17 protein-coding genes and 1 tRNA gene are annotated in these 23,809 nt (G+C 41.5%); 10 read left to right on the forward strand and 8 right to left on the reverse strand.

The window, feature by feature from the left end; translation table 11 throughout:
* Window positions 1–65: 65 nt before the first annotated feature.
* The 3 genes from IQ259_RS18020 to IQ259_RS18030 form a co-directional block, all read right to left on the reverse strand.
* Entirely contained in the window at window positions 66–3,230 is a 3,165-nt protein-coding gene (locus IQ259_RS18020) for an MFS transporter (protein ID WP_193887226.1), read from the reverse strand.
* Window positions 3,231–3,511: 281 nt separating this feature from the next.
* Window positions 3,512–5,062: a metallophosphoesterase gene (locus tag IQ259_RS18025; RefSeq protein WP_193887228.1), complete on the reverse strand. Its 1,551-nt coding sequence runs from the start codon at window positions 5,060–5,062 to the stop codon at window positions 3,512–3,514.
* A 6-nt stretch (window positions 5,063–5,068) separates the two neighbouring features.
* On the reverse strand, window positions 5,069–6,067 hold the full coding sequence (locus IQ259_RS18030) for a YegS/Rv2252/BmrU family lipid kinase (protein ID WP_193887238.1): 999 nt from the start codon (window positions 6,065–6,067) through the stop codon (window positions 5,069–5,071).
* Window positions 6,068–6,365: 298 nt separating this feature from the next.
* On the opposite strand from IQ259_RS18030, the gene IQ259_RS18035 reads away from it, so the two are divergent.
* From IQ259_RS18035 to IQ259_RS18050, 4 genes are all read left to right on the forward strand, one after another.
* Window positions 6,366–10,574 carry a DEAD/DEAH box helicase gene (locus tag IQ259_RS18035; RefSeq protein WP_193887240.1) on the forward strand — a complete coding sequence of 1,403 codons (4,209 nt, stop codon included), beginning with the start codon at window positions 6,366–6,368 and terminating at the stop codon, window positions 10,572–10,574.
* Between the two features lie 198 nt (window positions 10,575–10,772).
* On the forward strand, window positions 10,773–11,279 hold the full coding sequence (locus tag IQ259_RS18040) for a DUF1993 family protein (RefSeq protein ID WP_193887242.1): 507 nt from the start codon (window positions 10,773–10,775) through the stop codon (window positions 11,277–11,279).
* Window positions 11,280–11,662: 383 nt separating this feature from the next.
* Window positions 11,663–12,463, forward strand: coding sequence for an RMD1 family protein (locus IQ259_RS18045; protein ID WP_193887244.1), 801 nt, complete (start codon window positions 11,663–11,665; stop codon window positions 12,461–12,463).
* A 426-nt stretch (window positions 12,464–12,889) separates the two neighbouring features.
* Window positions 12,890–14,428 carry a S8 family peptidase gene (locus tag IQ259_RS18050; protein WP_193887246.1) on the forward strand — a complete coding sequence of 513 codons (1,539 nt, stop codon included), beginning with the start codon at window positions 12,890–12,892 and terminating at the stop codon, window positions 14,426–14,428.
* A gap of 12 nt (window positions 14,429–14,440) precedes the next feature.
* Here the strand turns inward: IQ259_RS18050 and IQ259_RS18055 are convergent, their stop codons facing one another.
* Window positions 14,441–14,608 carry a hypothetical protein gene (locus IQ259_RS18055; protein ID WP_193887248.1) on the reverse strand — a complete coding sequence of 56 codons (168 nt, stop codon included), beginning with the start codon at window positions 14,606–14,608 and terminating at the stop codon, window positions 14,441–14,443.
* Window positions 14,609–14,633: 25 nt separating this feature from the next.
* On the opposite strand from IQ259_RS18055, the gene dusB reads away from it, so the two are divergent.
* The 4 genes from dusB to IQ259_RS18075 all read left to right on the forward strand — a co-directional run bounded on the left by dusB (window position 14,634) and on the right by IQ259_RS18075 (window position 19,512).
* Window positions 14,634–15,686 carry a tRNA dihydrouridine synthase DusB gene (gene dusB / locus IQ259_RS18060; RefSeq protein WP_193887250.1) on the forward strand — a complete coding sequence of 351 codons (1,053 nt, stop codon included), beginning with the start codon at window positions 14,634–14,636 and terminating at the stop codon, window positions 15,684–15,686.
* A 402-nt stretch (window positions 15,687–16,088) separates the two neighbouring features.
* Complete coding sequence (psaC, locus tag IQ259_RS18065; RefSeq protein WP_012411495.1) at window positions 16,089–16,334, forward strand: photosystem I iron-sulfur center protein PsaC; 246 nt, start codon at window positions 16,089–16,091, stop codon at window positions 16,332–16,334.
* 260 nt (window positions 16,335–16,594) lie between these two features.
* On the forward strand, window positions 16,595–18,487 hold the full coding sequence (gene glmS, locus IQ259_RS18070) for a glutamine--fructose-6-phosphate transaminase (isomerizing) (RefSeq protein WP_193887252.1): 1,893 nt from the start codon (window positions 16,595–16,597) through the stop codon (window positions 18,485–18,487).
* Between the two features lie 308 nt (window positions 18,488–18,795).
* Window positions 18,796–19,512, forward strand: coding sequence for a type I restriction-modification system subunit M N-terminal domain-containing protein (locus tag IQ259_RS18075; RefSeq protein WP_193887254.1), 717 nt, complete (start codon window positions 18,796–18,798; stop codon window positions 19,510–19,512).
* Between the two features lie 501 nt (window positions 19,513–20,013).
* Here the strand turns inward: IQ259_RS18075 and IQ259_RS18080 are convergent.
* Window positions 20,014–20,592, reverse strand: coding sequence for a carboxymuconolactone decarboxylase family protein (locus IQ259_RS18080; RefSeq protein WP_193887256.1), 579 nt, complete (start codon window positions 20,590–20,592; stop codon window positions 20,014–20,016).
* Between the two features lie 112 nt (window positions 20,593–20,704).
* Here IQ259_RS18080 and IQ259_RS18085 point away from each other — a divergent pair, with 112 nt between their 5' ends.
* Window positions 20,705–21,088: a helix-turn-helix domain-containing protein gene (locus IQ259_RS18085; protein WP_228014615.1), complete on the forward strand. Its 384-nt coding sequence runs from the start codon at window positions 20,705–20,707 to the stop codon at window positions 21,086–21,088.
* 120 nt (window positions 21,089–21,208) lie between these two features.
* Here IQ259_RS18085 and IQ259_RS18090 read toward each other — a convergent pair whose 3' ends face one another.
* From IQ259_RS18090 to IQ259_RS18100, 3 genes are all read right to left on the reverse strand, one after another.
* Window positions 21,209–22,021, reverse strand: coding sequence for an inositol monophosphatase family protein (locus IQ259_RS18090; protein WP_193887266.1), 813 nt, complete (start codon window positions 22,019–22,021; stop codon window positions 21,209–21,211).
* Window positions 22,022–22,195: 174 nt separating this feature from the next.
* Window positions 22,196–22,756: a thermonuclease family protein gene (locus tag IQ259_RS18095; RefSeq protein WP_193887258.1), complete on the reverse strand. Its 561-nt coding sequence runs from the start codon at window positions 22,754–22,756 to the stop codon at window positions 22,196–22,198.
* A gap of 163 nt (window positions 22,757–22,919) precedes the next feature.
* Entirely contained in the window at window positions 22,920–23,288 is a 369-nt protein-coding gene (locus tag IQ259_RS18100; protein ID WP_193887260.1) for a 2Fe-2S iron-sulfur cluster-binding protein, read from the reverse strand.
* Between the two features lie 114 nt (window positions 23,289–23,402).
* On the opposite strand from IQ259_RS18100, the gene IQ259_RS18105 reads away from it, so the two are divergent.
* Window positions 23,403–23,489: transfer RNA gene (locus IQ259_RS18105), tRNA-Ser, on the forward strand.
* Window positions 23,490–23,809: the final 320 nt, after the last annotated feature.

Consider the following 23,809-nt stretch of genomic DNA (forward strand, 5'->3'; position numbering starts at 1 on the left):
GGACTTTAACGTTACATTTGGTGATCTGTTTGGTGATGGCTATTTGCTGTATTTTAAGGAAACAACTATCCAATAGTCGAGATAGTTACACCCGTTACGGCTATAGCACCAGCGATCGCACTAGCTACAAGAGAGGTGAGTGCTGTGCCAAATAGCCACCAAGCGGCGTTAGCAACTGTTTTTTGAGTTTCTTCAGCTTGCTTTTTCGCTTGCTGCTGGATGCTGTGTAAGCGTTCTTTGGTGATCTGCTGAATGCGTTCGGCTCGTTGCAGAACACTATCTCGTGCGGCTTCGATTTGATTGATAATTCGGTTAGCGTCTTCCTCGGAAATATCTTCACGAGAACTGATCAGCGCCACTAAAGTATCACGATCAAATTGACTCAGGCGATCGCGCAATGCTTCAAATCCTGCTTGTGGATCATCAAACAATTTTGCAAAATCATGTCTAATGTCTTCATAATTGAGTTCAGGACGATTGAGGGAGTTGAGATAGTTGCGAATTCTGCTTGTAACTCGCTCTGTGGCTGATTGCACTCCTTGTTGAATCTGCTGGAATTGTTTGACAATTGCATCACGCGCCGATTCTATTTGATCAGCAATGCGGTTAGCTTCTTGTTCAGAAATATCCTCGCGTTGGGATAATAACGCTACCAATGTTGAACGGTCAACTTGAGAGAAGCGATCGCTTAAGTTACCAATTCCAACGCTAGGATCTTGCAGTAACATCTGTAAATCGCGCTTAATACCTTCGGGGTTGAGTTCTTCTTTGTTGGTGTGGCGTAGATAGTCTTCTAACTTCGCTTCAAAATCTACAACTCGTTGAACGGTGCGATTTGCCAAGCGGCGGGGCGCTTTGATAATGTTAGTAATAGCATCTTGAACTCGGTCAATACTTCGTTGAACTTGCTCTTCGCTTAAGTCGCCTCGTTGGCTGACGAGTTTAACTAAAGTTTCTCGGTCAATGTGAGATAAGCGATCGCGTAATGCAGAAACCCCCTGTTGCGGATCAGCTAACAATTTTTCCAAATCTCTGCGGATACCTTCTGGATCGAGTTCTTCTAAATTGGTATTGCGGAGATAGTTGGCGATCGCAGTTGTGGTTTGCTGGTACTGTTCTCTAGCTTGATCTGCGAATTCTTGCGGTGTATGCAAGATGTTATTTCTGACAGATTCTAGCTGATTGAGAATTTGATTGATTTCATCCTCATTCAAATCTTGACGCTGACTCAGCAGTTTTAATAAGGTATCACGGTGAAGCAGCGCGGTCTTGGGGGTTTCCCCCATGAGCGACTGCTGAACCCCGGAGGGGTCAAACTGGGATAAACGCTGACGCAGCAAGTTAAATCCAGTTTGAGGATCTTGAAGTAAAGTGCTGAAATCACGGCGAATACTTTCAGGATTCAGTTCTTCCTTGTGAGTATTTCGCAGATAATCTGCAACTTTTTGTTGTAGTTGATTAGTTTGGGTTCTGGCTTGTTCTTTTAATTGCTTCAAGACAGAATCACGCACACTTTCCAGTTGATTCAGCAGATTATTCGCTTCTTCTTCGCTAAAGTCTTGACGTTGCAGTAATACTTGCACAAAGATATCACGGTCAAATCCCTGTAAGCGATCGCTCAAATCTTCTACTTCTGTCAACAACTTAGAAAAATCTCGTTCAACAGCTTCAGGCTTGAGTTCTTCTTTACTAGTGGAACGCAGATAATTTTCGATGCGGTTTCGCAAATCTTGACTCTTATCTTTGACTTCCGCCTGTTTGACAGTTGCTAAAACTTCTTGGCGAATGTCTTCCATTTGCTGTGCAATTTCCTTGACTCTGGCTTCGCTAATATCACTCCGTCGAATCAGAAAATTAGCAAAATCTTCTTGGTTGAGTTCCTCTAATTCTCGACGCATAGTAGCCGCATCTGCTTGTGGATCATAGATGACTTCGCGGAATTCATCTTTAATTGTGATGCGGTTAAAGTGCCAAGGTAAAGAATTTTTAATGTAAGCTTCTACATCTTGACGGTAATGGGAGTTGAAGCGTGGAACTCTAGATTTAGTAGTTTTTTCGATAGTTTCTTGCAGTTGATGAGTGATATTCTCGATATCTAAATCCTGAACTTTATCTTTCAGCTTTTGTAGCTGATTGGTAATTTTGTTCACATCTATATCCGAAACATTCACTCTTTCTAAAACTACTGGTAAAGCAGCAGTCAATCCTGATTGAATGGCTTGTTTCATCCCGCCATTTTTGCCGTTACCACTACCACTAACGGTAACTAATTGCTGCAAGCGATCGCCTAATTCATCTGACTGTAATTCTTCAGGAGTCGCAGATGTAAGTAAGTTAATTACTTGTTGTGTAGGATTGCGCCGCGCCAGAGTTTGCTGCCAAGCAGCTTCTAATTGGTCAGCAATTTTATTGATATCTGCTTTAGAAAAATCTGTGCGATCGCTAATTAAATTGACAAAAGTTTGACGATTGAAATTTCGCGTCAAGTCATTATCAGGGATAGATTGCCAATCTATATCGCTGAAAATTTTATCAAATTGACTGCGGATATCATTAAAATCCAACTGTGGTTTTGGCAAATTAACTAAAGAATTTTGCAGCGTATTTTTAATACTATCAGCATCAAACCCCGAAGTTAATTCTCTTCTGACTGCGGCTGTAATATCTTCAGCCGTTGAAACCATTTGTTGTTTTGCTACATTCGCGCCAACAGCACTAGTTGCAGTTCCCATTAATGCTTGAAGTCCAGCATTAGCAGTATTTGCTACTGAACCTATTAAGGAACCTACTGTTGAGGAACCAAACCAAACTACTATCGAGAAGTATGCAGACCAGATAACTATACCAATAATTGCGCCTAAAAATGCACTTTCAATTAAGCTGAGTTTTACTGCTAGAAAACAAGCGATAAATAATGCAATGGTAGCGCTAATTAATGACCAAATTCCAACTTTATTTTCTACTTTGCGAATTTTAGTTCCCCAGCTTTCAGAATCATCGCTAGAACTTGAATCATCTCCAATAGCAGAAACTCTTAAAGCTACTGCAAAGTTAGTTAGTAATAGCTGAAAGGCAAATGCCATTAAGATACCAGCCAGCAACGAAACCAAGAATTTTGGCCCGGAAAAGACAACTGATACTTCTTCAGGAGTTAAAACTTCCTGCACTTCGGCTATGGCGGCTAATCCCAGATTATGCCATCCTAAATAATTTTCTACAATTTGAAGCATAGTATTTTCTCATTCATGCTCGTGAAATCCCAGCTACTTCTAAAAGGAGTGGCTTACTTCCTACGCTAATTATCAAATTCTTTGTTGGACACTTTCTTAGGTGGTAAAGTGTTTGTCCAAAAGTCGTAGTTTTAGATTAATAAAAGTTAAAATATCGCGTTTGTGGGCGAGTTATTTCTTTTTTACGAACCGCTAAGTGCGCTAAGAAAGAAAAGAGAGTTTCAATCTGCGTCCGTCAGCGGTTAATTATTTATTATTAATGGTTAGCAACATTGCCAATATTAAATAACAAATGGTTCCAATTGAGGATGATGCCACTGCCTTTGATACCATTCTGCAACTAAAGGACGGACAATAAATTTAGGATGTTGATCGCCTGTCACGTCAACACGCAGACATGAGTAAGGTCGGCGTTTTTGCGAACCGTGACCGTTGCGACCAACAAATAGATGCGATCGCGCAATTAATTGATCTTCTTCTACTAAATCTACACCTTCTGTTCGCTGTCGCCGCAAACTAAACCCACTACCGCCACAAACAATCCAGTTGATAAAAGAATCAGAGTGTCCGGTGTCATAGGTTTGCAGATATTCTAGGCAGTGAGCATGACCATTCAACACCAAATCCACTATGGGATGACCTTGAGTTACATCACCCACTGTTGCTGCTACTGCGTCTAATACTTCACGCAAGCGGTTCCGAATTGCTAGGGTTTGTGCTTGTTGCCATTTTGTCGCCTCAGTCACGTATGGCGGATGATGAAAATAAACCACCCGTCCGCGAATTTCTGAGTTATGCCAAGATGCAATTAATCGCTGTTTCAGCCATTCTAATTGTTCTATATCTGTGTACGTTGTTTGTTGAGGTGCTAATTGTTTGTCAATATCAACAACAAGTTCCTCAATTTGTGAGAGTTTGGCGTGTAAGTCGTCTAAAGATTCGGCTTCGCTGGGATCATCAGGATTTAGCTTGGCTGAAGTTTCCAAGATTTGCTGCTTTTCTTGCTCAAATTCTTGACGGCGTTGTTCTAAAATTCTCCGTTTTGCGTCGCCTTCTTCAGTTTCAGGTAGTGGTGGCGGATCGTTGAATGTATTGGAATCTAGTGCAAAGAAGTCAATCCCACGATAACAGAAAGTGTAATAACGATTAGGCAGACGGGTAAAGTGTCCTGGTTGGTAAGACAAACAACGACCTGTGTCTGTTTTGGCTGTATAGTATGTGTCTAAATGCCGGTCTAAATCTCCAGGAAATTTGAATGCGTTGAGATAATCGAGAAATGCCTTGGCATAAGCATCACCTGTACTTGAACCATGTAAACCAACATCTAAATCTAAGCGCGATCGCAACAGACGACGAATCGGTAATGTTGTGATCGATAATAAGTTCAAGACAATGGGTAAATCGTAGTAATCGTGATTTCCAGGTACTGGGAGAATCGGCAAACGAAATGTCATCTTGTCGTAGGTAATCTTTTTCGGATGCTCACCACCAACAAGATATTCTTTGTAAGGGCGGATAAAGTTCTGCTGATAATACTCACTCGACCCGACTAAATAGATGACATCGCCTGTATGCAGCATAAAACGGCAGTCATTGAGATGGGGTAAGGTTAGTTCCGCTACCCGTCGTTGGGGATTTTGTCCGCCATGTCTACCTGAACCACTATCCCCCACCACCAAAAATGAAAATTCAGGATCATCAGCTTGACTATCCTCCAGCACCAACTGAGTTTGATCAATACCACGCTGTTTGATTAACGGATCTTGCCAACGCACCCGTTGGTTCATCTTCTGAATTTTTTTAGCGATCGCCGGATCAGAAACAAGTTTCAAAACAACTTACTCCTCTGACTCTCCTGTGTCCTCTCCACCCCCTGGAGGATTTTTCAACTCAATCACTAAATTCGGCAGTCCCTCCAGTTTTTCCGATAGTTCAACTTCTTCTATTGTTGGTACAAAAACCCGTAAACCCTCTGGTACACATTTAACTTCTATTGGTGTTGTCCCCACTAGTTCACCATCTAGGACAACCTTTTGTGGTGGCTCACTGGTAATTTTAAATTGTTTGGCTCGCAAGTAGCCAATATCGTCCCGTTCCGCCGCATTACCAGCAGAAGCGCTTTGAAATAGATGATATGTAGCAGCGATCGCACCAGCTTTGCTGATGGGAGCTACAATCGTTAAATCCAATAATCCATCATTATAAATAATGCCGCCTGGCCCTTGAGCCAAAACCGAAGTCGGCGGTGCTGCATTTGCTACTGTGACGGCTGCGGCAGTGGTTTTAATGATTTTTTCGTCGGTTTCAATCTCGACATCAAAACTCTGTAAGTCTCTTAACTGCTGAATTCCTGCAAGGATATAAGCTATAATACCAAATCTATTTTTAGCTTCTCGGTTGGCTTTTTCTACCGTTTCTGCCTCAAAGCCCACACCTGCTAATAATATCATTGGGCGATCGTTGCAATAAGCTACATCTATATTGCGAGTTGCTCCTTGTAAAATTGTTTGACAAGCTGCATCAATTGTGTCGGGAATTCCCAATGCTGTAGCGAAAGCATTAGCTGTTCCCCGCGAAATAATGCCGAAGGGAATATCAGTATTGATAACAGCCGCTGCTGCTGCGGAGAGAGTACCATCTCCCCCAGAAGCGATAATCTCATTAACTCCTCGCTGAACTGCGGTACAGGCAAGTTCATCAGCACCAACTTCTTCGGTGGTAAAATATATATCCAGGTCAATTGTTGGTTCTAATATGGCTCGAATTTCCATCAGTTCTTCTTCTGGGTTGCCTTGACCCGCAACTGGATTAAAGATGAGGCAGGCGGAACGATTCATAAAGGTAAAATATTAAGCTGCGATCGCTAACATATCAAACTATTGGTATCATTTCTAGAAAAGGCTCACTTCCCTCTGACGACAGGTTTGTCAATATGTAGACTGCTCGATTGATTAGATGTCTAGTACCGTCGTGAAGTCAAAAGTCATACTTCAACCATATCAGTAGCAGTTAATGATTCCAAAATTGTTTTGCAATTCAGCTATCTAATTAATATTTTTAATCCGACAGAAATGTCATTTACCCTTGGGCAAATATTTCATAAACAATAGTATTTTAAAATAAAAAATCAATAGCATGACGCATTTTGCACTTAATCTCACAAAACTACAAACACAACTCGCCCAGAAATACTTCGAGTTACATTCTTCTGACCAAAAAATCATTCAGTTATTCTCGGTAATTTATGCACCGATAGACAAAAATTCATTCCTAAGTTGTCTTAGTCCAACTGGCGCTTTAGATGAGAATAATAAACCTTTTGTTACTAAAACCATTAGCCTCAAAATTGATAAATTATTAGCAGCAGGTTTGCTAGTTAAAGAAAGTAGGTATGGTTTTGAATGTCATCCGCTACTCACAGAAATTGCTACTCGTCATGCTGTACAAACCGGACAATTCGAGGTACTAGTCACCACAGTAGAAGAAAAGCTACCTGTACATAATCATTGGCAAAACGGCTGTCGGATGTTCCAAAATCTACGCCAGTGTATCAGGGAAATCCGCATTGGTATTTATCGTCAAGACCCTAGTTTTATTAATAAACAAATTGAAGATTACCAGAAATACAGTTATAGCGAAGAAAAAATATCAATAAAAAATATTGCCGAGCAGATATGCAATAACCCATTCGATGCAGATTGGTTTAACACCTTACCACAAGAATTATATCAAAGCTGTATATCGAGTATTCTTCTAAATTCAGCATTAAAACTGTCTGCTGCTGAAGATGCGTTTACACTCTTGGAAGAAGAATGCTTGACAGATGGAAAACATTGCTCAGATTATCTGCACCTAATTTTCACGGAACAATTACTATTACGCGGTTGTACCGAAGAAGCACAACAGAGTTTGGAGCGTATATCTGATGAATATCAAAATAATGCCGCCGTCTTTTGGGGCTGGTTGAGTTTTTTGCGAGGTGAGAACAACCAAGCTATTAAATATTATACAGATGCCCTCAAAGCCCTAAAAAAAGCGACAGGGAAACGCCAAATATATTTCAATACAATGGGCGGATTATTTTTTATCCTCGCCCTGTTAAAAGATGGTTCAGTGCAACGCCTCCAAGAAGCAGAAGATTACGCCAGTTTGATGTCTCGTCAATCAGATCATTGGCTTAGGTTTATTTATGAAAGATTGAAAATGGTATTGCAAGTCCAGCAAGGTGATATTACCCAAAAAGAACTTGTAGTTAACGCGCACATTTCTTCTGTGGAAGAAGAAAATAGCTTACAAACACTGTTTTGTTCTTTGTGTCTTTATTGGATGGACGCTGACAATGCCAAAAGACGCTTACCTAATTTATTAGAACCATTGTATCGGAGAGCGATCGCATCCGGTCATCACTGGCTGGCAATGGAAACCGCAGAACTTCTATCCAGACTCAAACCCAGTAGTAACTATAAAAAACAAGCCGAGGCACTACGAGAAGATAGCAATATTCAAACCATCATAGACCTCATGCAACCCCAAGAAGCTTGGGAAATGTGCCTCAATGCCCTAGCAAATCTCCAAAAACAACCACAAACCACGGTCAAACCAGAATCAGAACTGCGTTTAGCATGGTTCATTACCTTTTATCCCAGCAGATGTGTCTTGCAACCAAAAGAACAAAAAGTGAATGCCAAAGGAGAATGGAGTAAAGGTCGCCCCATCGCCCTCAAGCGTCTCAGCAATGGATTATCTGAGTTTGATTACATTACACCCCAAGATATGCGGGTATGTAGTTGTATTGAGACATATAGCGAGGGCTATTATGGCAAAGTTGATTATACCTTCGGTGAAAAAGCCATCTCTGCCTTAATTGGACACCCGTTGGTTTTTTGGGAAGACACACCCAATATCCGTGTAGAAATTGTCAAAGGAGAACCAGAATTACTAGTTAGAAAAGAAAAACAAGGTCGGCTCACCTTGGAATTTTCTTCCAAAATCACCGAATCACAGAATATTCTGCATATCAAAGAAACCCCAACCCGCATCAAAGTTATTGAAATTACTGCCGAACACCGACGCATTGCGGAGATTATCGGTAAAGATAATAAGTTAAACGTACCAGCCGTTGCCGAAAAGCAAGTTTTAGCAGCCATCAATGCCGTCTCTGGCATCGTCACCGTACATTCTGACATTGGTGGTGGAATGGAAGGCGCAGAAGAAGTCCCCGCCCAAACTCTACCCCATATTCACCTCTTACCTGCCAATACCGGATTGAAAGTTACCCTGTTGTCACGTCCCTTTGCCCAAGGTGGCCCCTACTTCCGTCCGGGTACAGGTGGTGAAACAGTCATTGCCGAAATTGACGGTAAACGTCTCCAAACCAGACGAAATCTACCTGAAGAAAAACAACTTGCCAAAGCCGCTGTAGCCGCCTGTCCTACCTTGAATCGAACTGAAGAACAAGATGGTGAATGGGTAATAGAAGACCCAGAAGACTGTTTAGAACTGCTGCTAGAACTGCAAGCACTAGGAAACAGCGTCGTCATAGAATGGCCAGAAGGTGAAAAACTGCGTGTTAGCCACAATGCCGACCTGAAAGACTTTAATTTATCAATTCAACGTCAACAAGACTGGTTTGCAGCCACTGGTGAATTGAAATTGAATAACGATTTAGTGCTGGATATGCAGCAGCTACTACAACTATTAGAGAAAACCCCCAGCCGTTTTATCCCCCTTGGTGATGGTCAATTTCTGGCTTTAACCCAAGCTTTTCGCAAACGCCTAGACGAATTGCGGCTGTTTTCGGAAAAACATAGTAAAGGTATTCGTTTTCACCCCTTGGCAACATTGGGGTTAGAGGATTTTGTAGACGAAGTAGGTAAGGTAAAAGCAGATAAACACTGGAAGGCACATATTCAGCGTCTTAAGGAGGTGCAGAACCTTCAACCGGAACTCCCGTCTACGTTTCAAGCAGAACTACGTGATTACCAGATGGATGGCTTCTGTTGGCTGGCGCGTTTGGCACATTGGGGTGTGGGCGCTTGTTTGGCAGACCAAATGGGACTGGGTAAGACCGTGCAAGCATTGGCGGTCATTCTCAGAAACGCCCATGAAGGGCCAACCCTAATTATTGCCCCAACTTCCGTGTGCATGAATTGGGTGAGTGAAGCGCAGAAATTCGCCCCTACTCTCAATATCATTCAATTTACTGGTGCTAACCGCCAAAAATTACTGGATGGTTTACAACCTTTGGATATGTTGGTATGCAGTTATGGTTTATTGCAACAGGAAGAAGTAGCTCAAATGCTCTCTCAGGTGCAGTGGCAAACTATTGTCCTGGATGAAGCTCAAGCTATTAAAAATATGACCACTAAACGTTCCCAGGCGGCTATGAACCTGAAAGCTGGTTTTAAGCTAATTACCACTGGGACTCCCATTGAGAACCATCTGGGCGAATTGTGGAATTTGTTCCGTTTTATTAATCCTGGGTTATTGGGTTCTTTTGAAAGCTTCAATCAACGCTTTGCTACCCCCATTGAAAAATATCAGGATAAACTTGCACGCAACAAACTCAAAAAACTGATTCAACCGTTTCTGTTGCGGCGCACGAAAAATCAGGTGCTAGAAGAGTTGCCTTCTCGTACTGAAATACTGCTTCATGTCGAGTTGAGTCAAGAGGAAAAGGCATTTTATGAAGCATTGCGCCGTCAAGCCATATCTAAACTCAGCGAAAGTGATGCCGAAGCAGGAAAGAAACATTTGCAAGTTTTAGCAGAGATTATGAAGCTGCGTCGCGCTTGTTGTAATCCTAGTTTGGTGATGCCTGACACTGAATTATCCAGTTCTAAATTGCAACTTTTTGGTGAGGTGCTGAGTGAACTACTGGAAAATCGCCATAAGGCTTTAGTGTTTAGTCAGTTTGTTGACCATTTGCACATTATCCGCAATTATCTAGAGCAGCAAGGTATTAAATATCAATATCTAGATGGCAGTACCCCAATGGCAGAGCGTAAAAAAAGCGTGGATGCGTTTCAAGCTGGGGATGGGGATGTCTTTCTCATTAGTCTCAAGGCGGGGGGTACGGGACTCAACCTAACAGCGGCTGATTACGTGATTCACATGGATCCTTGGTGGAATCCAGCGGTGGAAGACCAAGCCTCAGACCGCGCTCACCGGATTGGACAACAACGCCCAGTCACTATCTATCGTCTAGTAGCAAAGGATACTATTGAAGACAAGATTGTGGAGTTACATCACCACAAGCGAGATTTGGCAGATAGTCTGCTGGAGGGTGCGGATATGAGTGGCAAGATATCAACAGAAGCCTTGTTACAGTTAATTCATGGTTAGTTTCAGATATTGCACCTGGAAAATATAAATGTAGTAAAAACTACATTGTAGTCTTGAGTAAAGATAAAGTTTTGCAACCATGATATGGGTAATGCTGAGGCGGTTGGCATAAAAATTGACTGCCATAATTTTTCAAGTGTCCTCTAAGATGAGATGGGGCAGATCAAAATTGGTTGAACTTTTTCTGGAGAAATATCAATGACTATTTCCATGTACAAAGCTTCCATACCCGTGTCTATTCACGCACTGAATAACCTTGTAGGTATTCTTGAAAAAGGTGCTATGTATGCAGAAACCAAAAAAATAGATCCTTCTGTGTTAATCAACAGTCGTCTATCGCCAGATATGTTTCCATTATCTAAACAAGTACAAATTGCCTCTGACATAACAAATAGAGGTACTGCACGACTAGCAGGGATAGAAGCACCCAAATTTGAGGATAATGAAACTACGTTTCCTCAACTTATCGAGCGCATTCACAAAACTATTTCTCATTTAAAGACATTAAAACCTGAACAAATTGATGGTTCCGAGGAAAGAACCATTACTTTACAAATACGTGACAATACTCTAACTTTCCAAGGGATGCCATTTCTCTTGTATTTTGTTTTGCCAAACCTTTATTTCCATGTCACAACCGCATATGACATTCTCAGACATTGCGGTGTAGAACTTGGTAAACAAGACTTCCTTGGTCAACCTTAACGAGACTAAAGCACTCTCCTTTTTGTCATAATTGGCTATAGGGTACATACAAGTTATAAAAACCTTGCCTGTGAAGATACAAGCTTTATTAGGCAAGGTTTTGGATTTATCAAGCTCATTATTCATACTGTCAGTTTATTGATATTTTTCTAATGGAAACTCAAGAATCTGAAAAAATTATTTTCCGTTATTTTCCCTCCATTTGATTTCCAAATGGACTGGTGTATAAACTGTACTCGGATTTCTCAAAGTGATTTTTTCTCACTTGGATGAGCAAAATTTGGGATAATTTAGATGATACATAAGCGAGCAAAATAAACCAAATTAAAAACAAATGGCTTAAAGCTCATAGATTAAAAGACAAAATATAGTATAGGGCAACAATGCAAAAACTCCTTTTTCATGGCAGAGATAGCTTTAGAGCGCAGGCCCTATTTCTTGGTAAAAAGATTAACCTACAAAGATTGGAGGATTACGTTTACTTGGCGACTATGCCAGTAATGATTACAGTAGGTGAACACGGTTGTGCGGTGCTGCTGGGCTATGGTGCAGTTGTGCTATTTAACCTTGAGCCTGTAGAAAAAGTAGCCTTTTTGACTAAACTATCCCCTCAAGTTAGTGATTCTTTTACTAAGCCGGAAACGGAAGAAGTGGAAGTACATCTCAATATTGCAGAAAGTGAGCGAGTCAAGGAAGGAAAGATTTTCCTGCATGAATTCAGTGTAGAACGTTTACAGATAGTGGCTGATATTCTTGCTAAGAGTGTTGTTCTATCTCATTATGAAACGAGCCTAGCAACTGTATTTGATCAAATTGAACCGTTTGCAGCTAGTCTTCAGAGTGAAAACCGCAGTAAACGCAAGAGTCGGGAATTATTACGTCAACTTGGGACTACCCTGTTAGTTCAACATAAAATTGTGGGTCGAGTTGAGATTATCGATAAGCCGGAGTTGCTGTGGGAGTCGCCACAGTTAGAAAACTTATATCTGCGTTTGGAGGATGAATACGAAATCCGTGAACGTCACAATGCTTTGGAGCGAAAACTAGAACTAATTTCCCAAACCGCACAAATCGTGCTGGAGTTCATGCAGCATAGCAGTAGCCAGCGAGTAGAGTGGTATGTGGTGATTTTAATTGTGGTGGAGATTTTGCTGTCACTGTACGACATCATTTTCAAAGGCTAACGCTAAATGTGACGCTCTTTCCCGTTAAGTTCTCCCACTCTGACACAAGAAAGATAACTTATAGCAGGAGATAGGTGACAGAGTTAAATGTTTAACTGCTTAACTACCTTGGCTATTGCTATAAATTCGTTGTAGCTGGAATAGACACAGGTAAATATCAACAAACTATCATTATTTATCTGTGTCTTTGAAAAAATCGAATTTTGCTGAATCCTTTTTAAACCTTACCTAAGGCTATTTTGGGTTGTGAATCCTTAAATCATGATTAATATTTTTTTGTAAAAAAAATAGCATTTTGCTATTTAATTTCATAGTAATTATTGGCAAAGAAGGCAAATTTACTTCTTAAAACCTCCAAATAAAGGTTTTAACAGTTTATGCTGCCAAAAATATGAACTTTTAACTTTATTTGAGGAGAAAATACTTATGCCCATTGATGATACTAGTAAAAAATTACTTTCTCATAACGGGCTAAATTCTCAGCTTATCTCCTCAGCAGATGCTTTTCATACCCAAAATAAATATGACTTGCACCTCAGCGGCAGTAGTTTAAATCAATCAACCAATGAAGCGCAATTAATCAAGCAAGGAAACTTAAAAACGACTGAGGTAAAAACCAAAAACTATAATTCCACTAATGGCTATGGCTTGATAAATGGAGCATCAGCCGTAGCTAGAGCAGTTAATAAGAGTACCTTTGCTGATGTTCCTAATTTGGGGGGTAATAATTGGGGAGCAGACTTGGTGAAAGCTCCAGAAGTTTGGGCTAAGGGATATACAGGTAAGGGTGTTGTTGTTGCTGTTATAGATACTGGAGTTGATTACAACCACGAGGATTTAAAAAATAATATCTGGACTAATACGAAGGAAATTGCTGGAAATGGGATTGATGATGATGGTAATGGCTATATTGATGATGTCCGTGGCTGGAACTTTTCTGATAACAACAACAACACCCTAGATAGGAATGGCCACGGTACTCATGTTTCTGGCACTATTGCGGGACAGAGAAATAATTATGGTGTGACTGGCATTGCTTATGATGCCAAAATTATGCCCGTTAAAGTATTAAATGATGCCGGTTCTGGTTCTTACAGTGGCATAGCTAACGGCATTTACTATGCAGTTAACAATGGGGCTGATGTTATTAACCTGAGCTTGGGGGGTAGTTTTTCTAATCGCACTCTTCAAACTGCCATTGAATATGCCAGTAGTCAAGGGGTAGTGGTTGTGATGGCGGCTGGTAATGATGGCGGTTCTCGACCAGGTTACCCGGCTCGCTATGCCAATAACTCAGGAATTGCTGTTGGCGCAGTGGATAGAAATAATAATTTGGCTGACTTTTCCAATCGGTCTGGGACAAATCAACTGGCTTATGTTACAGCCCCAGGAGTTGAGGTCTATTCCACAGTGCCAAATAATCAGTATGCTTCTTACAGTGGTACATCTATGGCAACTCCTCATGTAGCTGGTGTAGTTGCTCTGATGCTGAGTGCTAACCCTAATTTAACTCCTGCTCAAGTGCGGCAGATAATTACAGAGACAGCAGGAAGTAATACGCAATCTGCGACTTTTAGCTTCAATGCTGGCTCAATTAACATTAGCTCAATCGTGCAGCCAGCGATGTCTGGCGACAAGCTGTTGCCCATCTATGCACCAAAATCAGATAATCAAATATTAGCTAGTACTTTGAGCTTCAATATTAATTCTTTGCCCGATAGCAAAACCAATGCTGAAGTTTCCAGCCACAACACTTCAACGAATTCTCAAACCTGGACGCAATTCCGGTACTACGATAATACTATCAGCATCAAAAGTTATAACGGCACAAATGAAGATAGCCCAAATAATGGCGACAATGGGAATAATGGCAATCTTGGTAGATTTTTAGAGCGGCTTGATCTTTTTCAAAAGCAGTTGGAAGAGTATCGTAGGTTTTTGGGCTTTTCTAATGGGACAGTTTAGTAGTCTGTCAACTCAAAATTGACTGAGATGATAAACTTGTAGAACACTGGGATCAAAGTGACTTGTTAGGCTTGATGCAGTGGGAATAATGACCATACCAGGCGCAGATTTAATTGCTCCAAAATTGTATTTAGCGATCGCTACCACAATAAAGAAGCATCCTGGATAAAAAGATATCATTAAGTGTGCATTTTGAATTGTTGATATGCTTACTCTGTCTCCCAGCCTACAAGCTAGACTCTCCCAACCTTTAAAAATTGGCTCTTTTGAAGTCAACAGCCGAGTGTTGCAATCGCCTTTATCTGGGGTGACAGATTTGGTGTTTCGCCGTCTAGTGCGTCGTTATGCACCAGATTCGATGATGTATACAGAAATGGTTAACGCCACGGGGCTGCACTATGTCAAGCAGTTACCGAAAATCATGGAAGTAGACCCCAACGAACGCCCAATTAGTATTCAATTGTTTGATTGTCGTCCCGATTTCTTAGCAGAAGCAGCAGTCAAAGCCGTTGCTGAAGGGGCTGATACTGTTGATATCAATATGGGTTGTCCGGTAAATAAAATTACTAAAAATGGTGGCGGTTCTTCATTGTTGCGTCAGCCGGAAGTAGCAGCAGCAATTGTGCAGGAAGTTGTCAAAGCTGTTGATGTACCAGTCACAGTCAAAACCCGGATTGGTTGGAATGACAAAGAAATTACCATTCTCGACTTTGCCAAACGCATGGAAGATGCGGGAGCAAAAATGATCACTGTGCATGGACGCACCCGCGCCCAAGGTTACAATGGCAACGCCCGTTGGGAATGGATAGCCCGTGTCAAAGAAGTGCTTTCTATACCAGTGATTGGCAATGGCGATATATTTTCCGTTGAAGCAGCGGTGAAATGCTTAGAGCAAACTGGCGCTGACGGCGTAATGTGTTCCCGTGGGACTTTAGGCTATCCCTTTTTGGTCGGAGAAGTTGACCACTTCTTGAAGACAGGGGAAATATTAGCGCCTCCAACCCCAATTCAGCGCTTAGAATGTGCCAGAGATCATTTACAAGCTTTAGGGGAATATAAAGGCGATCGCGGTGTTCGTCAAGCCCGCAAGCATATGACATGGTATGCTAAAGGATTCGTCGGTGCAGCCGATTTGCGTGGACAGTTAAGTGTGATTGAAACAGTCCACCAAGGTTTTGATTTAATTGACCGAGCCATTGAAAAGTTAGCACATGGTTATGAACTTGTAGAAGAAGCGACTAATTTTCAAATGGCATAGTAGCTCGCTTTAAATTGCTGAATGCGATTTTTGCTAATCTTTAATCGCAATCATGAATTCTGAATTTTTACTCAATATTTAAAACTTCGTTACAAACTTCTGTTCCTTGACAAGTCATCGCAATCCACTAAGGTCAAATTACTGTTTTTAATATCTCTTCTGCTTCATATATCTTTACACCAAGTATTGAGTGTGGTGAACGAATTGGGTAAACACACTGCCGTCATGTAGCTGATTTATCAGGAAATAGAGAAATTTCGCAAATCGCAATTTTTAAAAGTGCCTATTACATTGTTTAAAGTTATGTAGCCTTTTACTTACGGCGGATAAGCCACTGCGGTAAACTATGCCTTGATTATGATTCTTTCGCAGAGAAGAACACTCGAAAGGAGCCTTTTTTCAATGTCTCATACCGTAAAGATCTACGACACCTGCATCGGCTGCACCCAGTGCGTTCGAGCTTGCCCCACCGACGTACTAGAAATGGTACCCTGGGATGGCTGCAAGGCGGCTCAAATTGCCTCTTCACCCCGCACAGAAGACTGTGTGGGCTGCAAGCGGTGTGAAACTGCCTGCCCCACCGACTTTTTGAGCATCCGGGTTTACCTGGGGGCTGAAACAACTCGCAGCATGGGTCTAGCTTACTGAGGAATTTACTTTAAATTTCTCATCTAACTCACAACGAAGTGTATCCATAGCAAGCATCTTTAGCATCGTAGGGTGGGTACTGCCCACCTTACCAGGTGTTTTTTTAGTGTAAAACTTCAAAAACCATAAAAATACTTAGTGGCAAAGGGAGCAATTCGCTCCTTTTTTTTGTCAAGACTCAACACTTCTATAGCCATACACGCCTTTTTGTCAGCAACTATACTGGATTTAATAATCTTAAAACCAGAATGGTGTGAGCAATGTGTGGAATCGTTGGGTATATAGGCACTCAAGCAGCAACAGAAATTTTACTGTCTGGTCTGGAAAAACTGGAGTATAGAGGCTACGATTCCGCAGGAATCGCCACAATTTGGGAAGGTGAGATTAATTGTGTCAGGGCAAAAGGAAAACTGCACAACCTGCGTTCTAAGCTAGAACAGATAGAAACACCCGCATCAATTGGTATTGGTCACACTCGCTGGGCGACTCATGGTAAACCAGAAGAACATAACGCCCATCCTCATTTAGATACAGTGGGGCGAATAGCAGTCATCCAAAATGGGATTGTGGAAAACTACCGCGAGTTACGGGAAAAATTAAAACAAAAAGGGCATGAGTTTCGTTCGGAAACTGATACGGAAGTAATTCCACATTTAATAGCTGAATATTTAGAGAATCCGCCATCTCCGCCTCTTCCCTTCTCCCCTTCCCCCTTCCTAGAAGCAGTTCGCCAAGCTGTGAATCACCTAAACGGTGCATTTGCGTTGGCAATTATTTCGGCTGATTATCCAGATGAACTTATTGCTGTTCGCCAACAAGCACCCTTAGTGATTGGATTTGGTCAAGGGGAATTTTTCTGTGCTTCCGATACGCCGGCGATCGTGGCTTACACCCGCGCAGTGCTACCCTTAGAAAATGGCGAAATTGCTCGCCTCACACCGTTAGGCGTTGAAATATACAACTTTGCTGGCGACAGGTTGAAAAAACAACCCCGGCTGCTCAACTTGAGTTCCACGATGGTAGAAAAGCAGGGATTCAAACACTTCATGCTCAAAGAAATTTATGAGCAACCGGGAGTAGTGAGAGCCAATTTAGAAGCTTACTTTCCTAATTTAAGAGATGCTTCCCAATCACCAATTAATCTCGGCTTATCTGAGTCACTGTACGCAGATTTAGAACAAATTCACATTGTCGCCTGTGGTACAAGTTGGCACGCCGCATTAGTAGGAAAATACTTACTAGAACAATTAGCAGAAATTCCGACTCAGGTAAACTATGCGTCTGAATATCGCTATGCACCATCACCATTAACACCCAATACATTAATTATTGGTGTTACTCAATCTGGTGAAACTGCCGATACTTTAGCAGCTTTAGCGATGGAAAAAGAACGCCGCCAAGGTCAAGAAGCGAAATATCAAGCACGACTACTAGGGATTACCAATCGCCCAGAAAGCAACCTTGGTCATATGGTTCCGCATATTATTAGTACTTTAGCGGGGATTGAAATTGGGGTAGCAGCAACAAAAACTTTTATCGCGCAATTAATGGCCTTTTATGCTTTGGCGTTGGATTTGGCTGCTCGTCGTCAAACAGTTTCTAGAGAAACTATCGAGAATATTATTAACGGATTGCGGCGAATTCCTCAAGAAATTGAAGAAGCTTTAGCAAGTCAGGAACGTTTAACCGAACACCTAGCCCATGAATTTGCTGAAACCCAAGATTTCATCTTTTTGGGTAGAGGAATTAACTTCCCCATCGCTTTAGAAGGAGCGTTGAAATTAAAAGAAATCAGCTATATTCACGCTGAAGGTTATCCGGCTGGGGAAATGAAACACGGCCCCATTGCACTGTTAGATGCGAAAGTTCCTGTAGTGGCGATCGCCGTTCCTGGTAGTGTATATGAAAAAGTCATTTCCAATTCTCAAGAAGCCAAAGCCAGAGATTCTCGCTTGATTGGGGTAACACCAGTCAACGATGGCGAAGCCGCAGAAATCTTTAATGATTTACTTCCTGTGTCATCAGTAGATGAATTACTCTCTCCCATCCTTACAGTAGTACCATTGCAACTATTGGCTTACCACATCGCCGCCCGTCGTGGTTTGGATGTAGATCAGCCTCGGAATTTAGCTAAGTCTGTAACGGTAGAATAGTATGAATTTATACCTTAAAATTTAAAACAATTGGCTTCTAAACAAGTTATATTACTTGCAGAAGCTATTTTTTATGGCTAAGTAAGATAAATATACAATGTATATTATATATCATATATTTAACAATGGATTCACAGTGACGGCTTAAGTCAGGTACTAACTCGCATTAGAAGAGATTTGACAGAATAATGCTTTACTTGATAATGGAAAACTTGACAGCAATAACAGATTTGCACTCAATAACTAGAAATTGCTGGTGCTAGATGCTGCGAGAAATTACAGATGATGCGTCTACCTTGGAGTTGTGAATGGCCAGAACGGAAAAAGTAAGAAAGCTTGCTGGTTTTATATGGAGTATTGCTGAACTTTTACGCGGTGATTATAAGCAAGCTGACTATGGTAAAGTCATACTGCCGTTCACGGTGTTGCGTCGATTGGACTGTGTTCTAGAGCCAACAAAGGTAGTAGTGATGGACTTTTACGAAACTAAAGTAAAGTCCATGAATTTGAAAAATCCTGAGCCATTATTAAACCAAAAAGCTGGCGTAACTTTTCATAATATTAGCCAGTTTACCTTTCAAAAACTCAAAGCAGATCCAGATAATGTAGCGGCTAATCTCAAAAACTTTATTAATGGCTTTTCTGCCGCTGGCAGAGAAATCATTGAATACTTTAACTTTAATGATCAAATTAATCGTAAAGAGGCACAAGCTAAACTTTCAGAAATTATCGATATTCTCAACCAAAGATTTCGCACCGATTTTACTGAAGCAGATAAATACTTTTTTAGCCAAATTGAGGAAGCATTGGTTAAGGATGAAGTATTATTACAACAAGCCAAAAGCAACTCAATTCAAAACTTTAAATATGGCTTTGAAGATATATTTCTCACCAAGCTGATTGAGCGCATGGATTTAAATCAAGATATTTTTGCCAAAATTATAGATGATAAAGAATTTGGCGGAGCAGTAAAGGACTGGATACTAGAGAAGGTCTATCACAGGTTGACACAAGATGATAGCTGAAAGCTGATAGTGTTGCAACAGGGAGAATCACTAGGGGAAAGATTGCCCTGTATGAGGGAAACTAGAGCTTATGGGATAGGAGGATATATAGCAGGTGACAGGGAACAGGGAACAGGTGACAGGTGACAGGGTTAAAAGTCTTTTAGTGCATGAGTTTTATCATTGGCCGATGTCCTAACTGCCTTGGTTACTGCTATACATCACCAACCAAAATTACTGGTTTAGCTTTGACTGAGGAGCGATCGCCATTGAATCTGTAAACAATATTTTAAAATCCTTACAGGGGTTGTTTTTCAATCAATTTTAAAACTTTTTTATTTATCAATATGAGTGATGCTGAGAAAATTGTACAACTTTATTTTTTAAACCTTTGGTAAATTTCAACGTAAATATAAGCTTTGCAAGAACTAAAAGTGTACAACTTTATTATGTTTCTACATTGAACTCAGAACCAGTATCATTCATTCTCCCGTCCGCTACATGGGAGTTGTTCGACTGCGCCTACACTGTATCCATGTTCAGCTGCATTGAGATAATTGGCTTTTTCCATCTTAGATTCTCAACTGCTTTATCCAGAGGCGTGCCTGAAATAGAATTTGTATAGTTGCTCATGGTCTTAACGGCAATTCCTAAGATCACTTCAAGTGCTTGTTGTGCAGAATATCCTGCAACAAAAAATGCCTTCAATTCGGCTTCTGCTATCTTGCCGCGATTCAAGATTAAGGACTTGGTGAATTGCCGCAATGATTCAAGCTTTGGATCTTCCAACTCCGCTCCCTGTCTCAGTGCCTCGATCTCATTCGGAGTCATACCTGCAACTTGCGCCAGCTTAGTGTGCCAGGGAACGCAGTATTCACATTGATTCTCAAAGTTAGCGGTTTGATAAACAACTTGGCGTTCAATCGGCGATAATGACGTGGTGTCAAATAGCTCCCAAAGATGAACATATCCCTCAAGTAAGGCAGGGGACTCAGCCATGACCCTTTCCAGGTTTGGAATCATACCGAGGTTCTTCCTAGCTTGCTCAAGAAGCAGCTTGGAAGTCTGTGGGGCAGTCGTTTCGGTGTGAATCTGAAACATTGACATCTCTTAATATTTTTGCTCGTTGTGTTTTGTCAATCAAGATAAACCGTAGTTAGCTAAACTTCAAGCAGGTACTTTTTAGTAGGGTAGATACTTTTTGGTTACAAACATGACATCATCAGCAAAGACAAGCTCGGATTTTTTTCCCAACTCCACAATCACCCTAATTGCAATGTTTGAGGATTGTCTTGGATGTAAGTGGACAATCCATCTTCTGACGCAAATTCGTCATGGAATTAATCGTCCTAACGCGTTAGTGAAAACTAAGCAAGGATTGACAACAAAAGTGCTTAATCAATGTTTGGCGAGATTAGTTCAATTTGGCATCGTCGAGAAGTTAACTTATCCAGAACTTCCTCCCCGCGTTGAGTATCATCTAACTCCTTTTGGGCAGGAGTTTGCTGAGATTCTTGATCAGATTGAGTCCTTACAGCAGAAATTCAAAATGAACAGCCATCGCTCTACAGAAAACTTTAAACCGCCGCATCAATAACTTTAAAACAACTTAGCCCTAAACCTAAAGACTAACAGAGGGCTTACAACTACTGCCACATAGACAACTTAGCGGTTGGACTATTTACTTGTATGAGAGGTGAAAAATCTTTATATCTCTCTATTTCCAAGAAGATAGAGGAGGAACTTGTGTTAATTCATGACTGAGAATGTCATGAATATAACCGTTAGTACCGAGTAATCGCCCTGAATCTATTTGCAAAGGAGAATTATCGTAGGCTGTGACTTTACCACCAGCTTCTTGTAATAAAATTATGCCTGCGGCTATATCCCAAGGCGAGAGTCCCCGTTCCCAGTAACCATCAACACGGCCACAAGCTACATGAGCCAAATCAATGGATGCTGAACCGCTACGTCTAACTCCTTGGGTGAGGTGGGTAAGGTGACAAAATTCGGCGTAATTATTATCTGAGGTTTCGCGGCGATCGTAAGCAAACCCAGTTACTAATAGGCTTTTGCCCAAATCATTTGTTTCTGAAACCTTGATGGGGCGGCGGTTGCGTGTCGCACCTAAGCCAGCAGCCGCCCGAAATAACTCATTGTGAAGTGGGTCATAAATTACGCCCACCTGCGGCGTACCATTAATTAACAGCCCAATAGAGACGGCAAAAAAAGGATATTGGTGAGCGAAGTTGGTAGTTCCATCTAAGGGATCGATCGCCCAAAGAAATTCATTATTTTGATTGCCGATTTTACCTGATTCTTCCGCGAGAATAGAATGCTGGGGGAAATGACGGTGCAGAATTTCTAAAACAACTGCTTCTGAAGCTTTATCCGCAGCAGTTACCAAATCACCAGGGCGGCCTTTTTCAATTACTGTATCTTCTAATTTACCCAAGTAACCTTGTAAAACTACACCCGCAGCTAAAGCAGCTTCGGTAGCAATGTCGAGAAAAATTTGTAGTTGAGTCATAGGGTTAGTCAAGAGTCGATGGTCAATGGTCAATAGTCCCATACTCAGCACTCATGACTCAACACCGAATCATACATTAGTAGTTTCGGTAAATAGGCTTTAAAGGGTTCGGAGTGCGATCGCACCAGTTATATACAGAGACAAAACAGCAATCATGAATGAAAACAGACACTCTTATCGATTCAAGAAGCGAAACTCAGCCGGAGTTTGACGCATGGGGTTTTCTGGGTTCCAAATACCTTCTCCCATAATTCTTGCCCACTGTTGGGCGCGTTCTAGGCGCTGATCGTATTTGCGATTAGGCGATCGGCCGACAAACAGCGCATAACCTTGTTTAACTATTTGCTCATTTAATAACTGTTTATCTTTCCAGACGTAAGCCAAAGTCCGTCCAAGTTTATCTTTATTTTCAATATCAAACTCCAGCTTTACTGATTGTTCTACACCACCAATTAGTTTTTCTAAGCCTTGTCTAGCTTCATCTCCCCAGGGATTCTGCCGCAAATCGGGCGCATCAATCCCAATTAACCGCACTGGGGATGCAAAATTGGGTTGTTCCGCCATACCCAGCACTTCTAAACTTTGCCCACTCATCACACGCGCCACTTTTACCTGCATTTGATTGTCTGCTGGCTGATTTTTGGCTTGACAACTTACCAGTAGTAATAAGCAAGCTAATATAGCTATTTTGCGCGTCCAGAAGTTAAGACGCGCTGAAACTGTAGAGATTTGCATATTTGCCCCTTTAAACCCCATAATTCAGAAGCCAAACGGCCTCTACTCGGAAAAATAAATTTTAAGTAATCAGACAGAATTAATTACGCAAATTTTTGACTGTAACCTGTAACCTGTAACCTGTCACCTATCTCCACCCATGAATCTTATTGTGTCCGACTACTTAATCTTCGTCTAATGGTAAACCCGCTTTCACTCTACCTTTAGCGAAGTAACGCCCAAATTGGAGTTCATAGACTTCATCCTCGTCTTGTGTCTCCACTTCCAAGTCAGAACGAGCGTAACTTACACACAGCAAAGCATAACCTTTCCGACGCAACTCTAATGACAAGCCAACCGCCTCTGGTTGGTCAATTTCTCCCGACAAAACCCTGACAGCGCAAGTGGTACAAGCCCCATTGCGACAAGAAAAAGGCAATTCCAACCCTTGTTTTTCGGCAGAGTGTAGGATGTAGCGGTCATCTGGGACTTTTAGGGTGTATTCTTTGCCAGTGGCGCGATCGCGGACTTTAATTGTGTATGTACGGGACATCTTGATTGTGGATTTGGGTTTTTGACCTTTAGATATCTACTCTAAAATGTCTTTTACTTTTAATATATTTGCATTTTCTACAATTGTATATTACGATGGAAGACTGTGACACCTGGAGAGGTGGCCGAGTGGTTGAAGGCGCAGACCTGGAAAGTCTGTTTGGGGGTGACTTCAACGAGGGTTCGAATCCCTCCCTCTCCGTTTTTTTTTAAAGTAGCAATTTCACCCTAATTAACTTTGGTTAATTAGGGTGAAATTTTAAGGCTGATAAGTAAGCATTTCCTATAGATTGCGTAAGGTCTAGGGCAATACAGTTTAGGTGAAAAAAGCAGGGGAGCAGGGAGCAGGGGAGAAAAACCACCCACAAGGGGTGGGGCTTCCCTACGGGACGCTACGCGAACAACCAAGGGAGAAAAGGAGCAAGGGGGCTTTTGCCCACAAGGGGGAGCCACTCACGTGGGCGGGTTTCCCGACTTGAGTGAAGTGGCATCAAGGTTTGTACCTTTCCCCCTGCCCCGTTC

It is taken from the genome of Fortiea sp. LEGE XX443, assembly GCF_015206815.1.
Taxonomy (GTDB): domain Bacteria; phylum Cyanobacteriota; class Cyanobacteriia; order Cyanobacteriales; family Nostocaceae; genus Nostoc_B.

What these genes read in the sequence shown, in the direction of transcription:
- IQ259_RS18020 (WP_193887226.1), bottom strand. Translation starts at nt 3,230, where the DNA reads ATGCTTCAAATTGTAGAAAATTATTTAGGATGGCATAATCTGGGATTA.
- IQ259_RS18030 (WP_193887238.1), bottom strand. Translation starts at nt 6,067, where the DNA reads ATGAATCGTTCCGCCTGCCTCATCTTTAATCCAGTTGCGGGTCAAGGC.
- IQ259_RS18035 (WP_193887240.1), top strand. Translation starts at nt 6,366, where the DNA reads ATGACGCATTTTGCACTTAATCTCACAAAACTACAAACACAACTCGCC.
- IQ259_RS18040 (WP_193887242.1), top strand. Translation starts at nt 10,773, where the DNA reads ATGACTATTTCCATGTACAAAGCTTCCATACCCGTGTCTATTCACGCA.
- IQ259_RS18045 (WP_193887244.1), top strand. Translation starts at nt 11,663, where the DNA reads ATGCAAAAACTCCTTTTTCATGGCAGAGATAGCTTTAGAGCGCAGGCC.
- IQ259_RS18050 (WP_193887246.1), top strand. Translation starts at nt 12,890, where the DNA reads ATGCCCATTGATGATACTAGTAAAAAATTACTTTCTCATAACGGGCTA.
- IQ259_RS18055 (WP_193887248.1), bottom strand. Translation starts at nt 14,608, where the DNA reads ATGATATCTTTTTATCCAGGATGCTTCTTTATTGTGGTAGCGATCGCT.
- dusB (WP_193887250.1), top strand. Translation starts at nt 14,634, where the DNA reads ATGCTTACTCTGTCTCCCAGCCTACAAGCTAGACTCTCCCAACCTTTA.
- psaC (WP_012411495.1), top strand. Translation starts at nt 16,089, where the DNA reads ATGTCTCATACCGTAAAGATCTACGACACCTGCATCGGCTGCACCCAG.
- glmS (WP_193887252.1), top strand. Translation starts at nt 16,595, where the DNA reads ATGTGTGGAATCGTTGGGTATATAGGCACTCAAGCAGCAACAGAAATT.
- IQ259_RS18075 (WP_193887254.1), top strand. Translation starts at nt 18,796, where the DNA reads ATGGCCAGAACGGAAAAAGTAAGAAAGCTTGCTGGTTTTATATGGAGT.
- IQ259_RS18080 (WP_193887256.1), bottom strand. Translation starts at nt 20,592, where the DNA reads ATGTTTCAGATTCACACCGAAACGACTGCCCCACAGACTTCCAAGCTG.
- IQ259_RS18085 (WP_228014615.1), top strand. Translation starts at nt 20,705, where the DNA reads ATGACATCATCAGCAAAGACAAGCTCGGATTTTTTTCCCAACTCCACA.
- IQ259_RS18090 (WP_193887266.1), bottom strand. Translation starts at nt 22,021, where the DNA reads ATGACTCAACTACAAATTTTTCTCGACATTGCTACCGAAGCTGCTTTA.
- IQ259_RS18095 (WP_193887258.1), bottom strand. Translation starts at nt 22,756, where the DNA reads ATGCAAATCTCTACAGTTTCAGCGCGTCTTAACTTCTGGACGCGCAAA.
- IQ259_RS18100 (WP_193887260.1), bottom strand. Translation starts at nt 23,288, where the DNA reads ATGTCCCGTACATACACAATTAAAGTCCGCGATCGCGCCACTGGCAAA.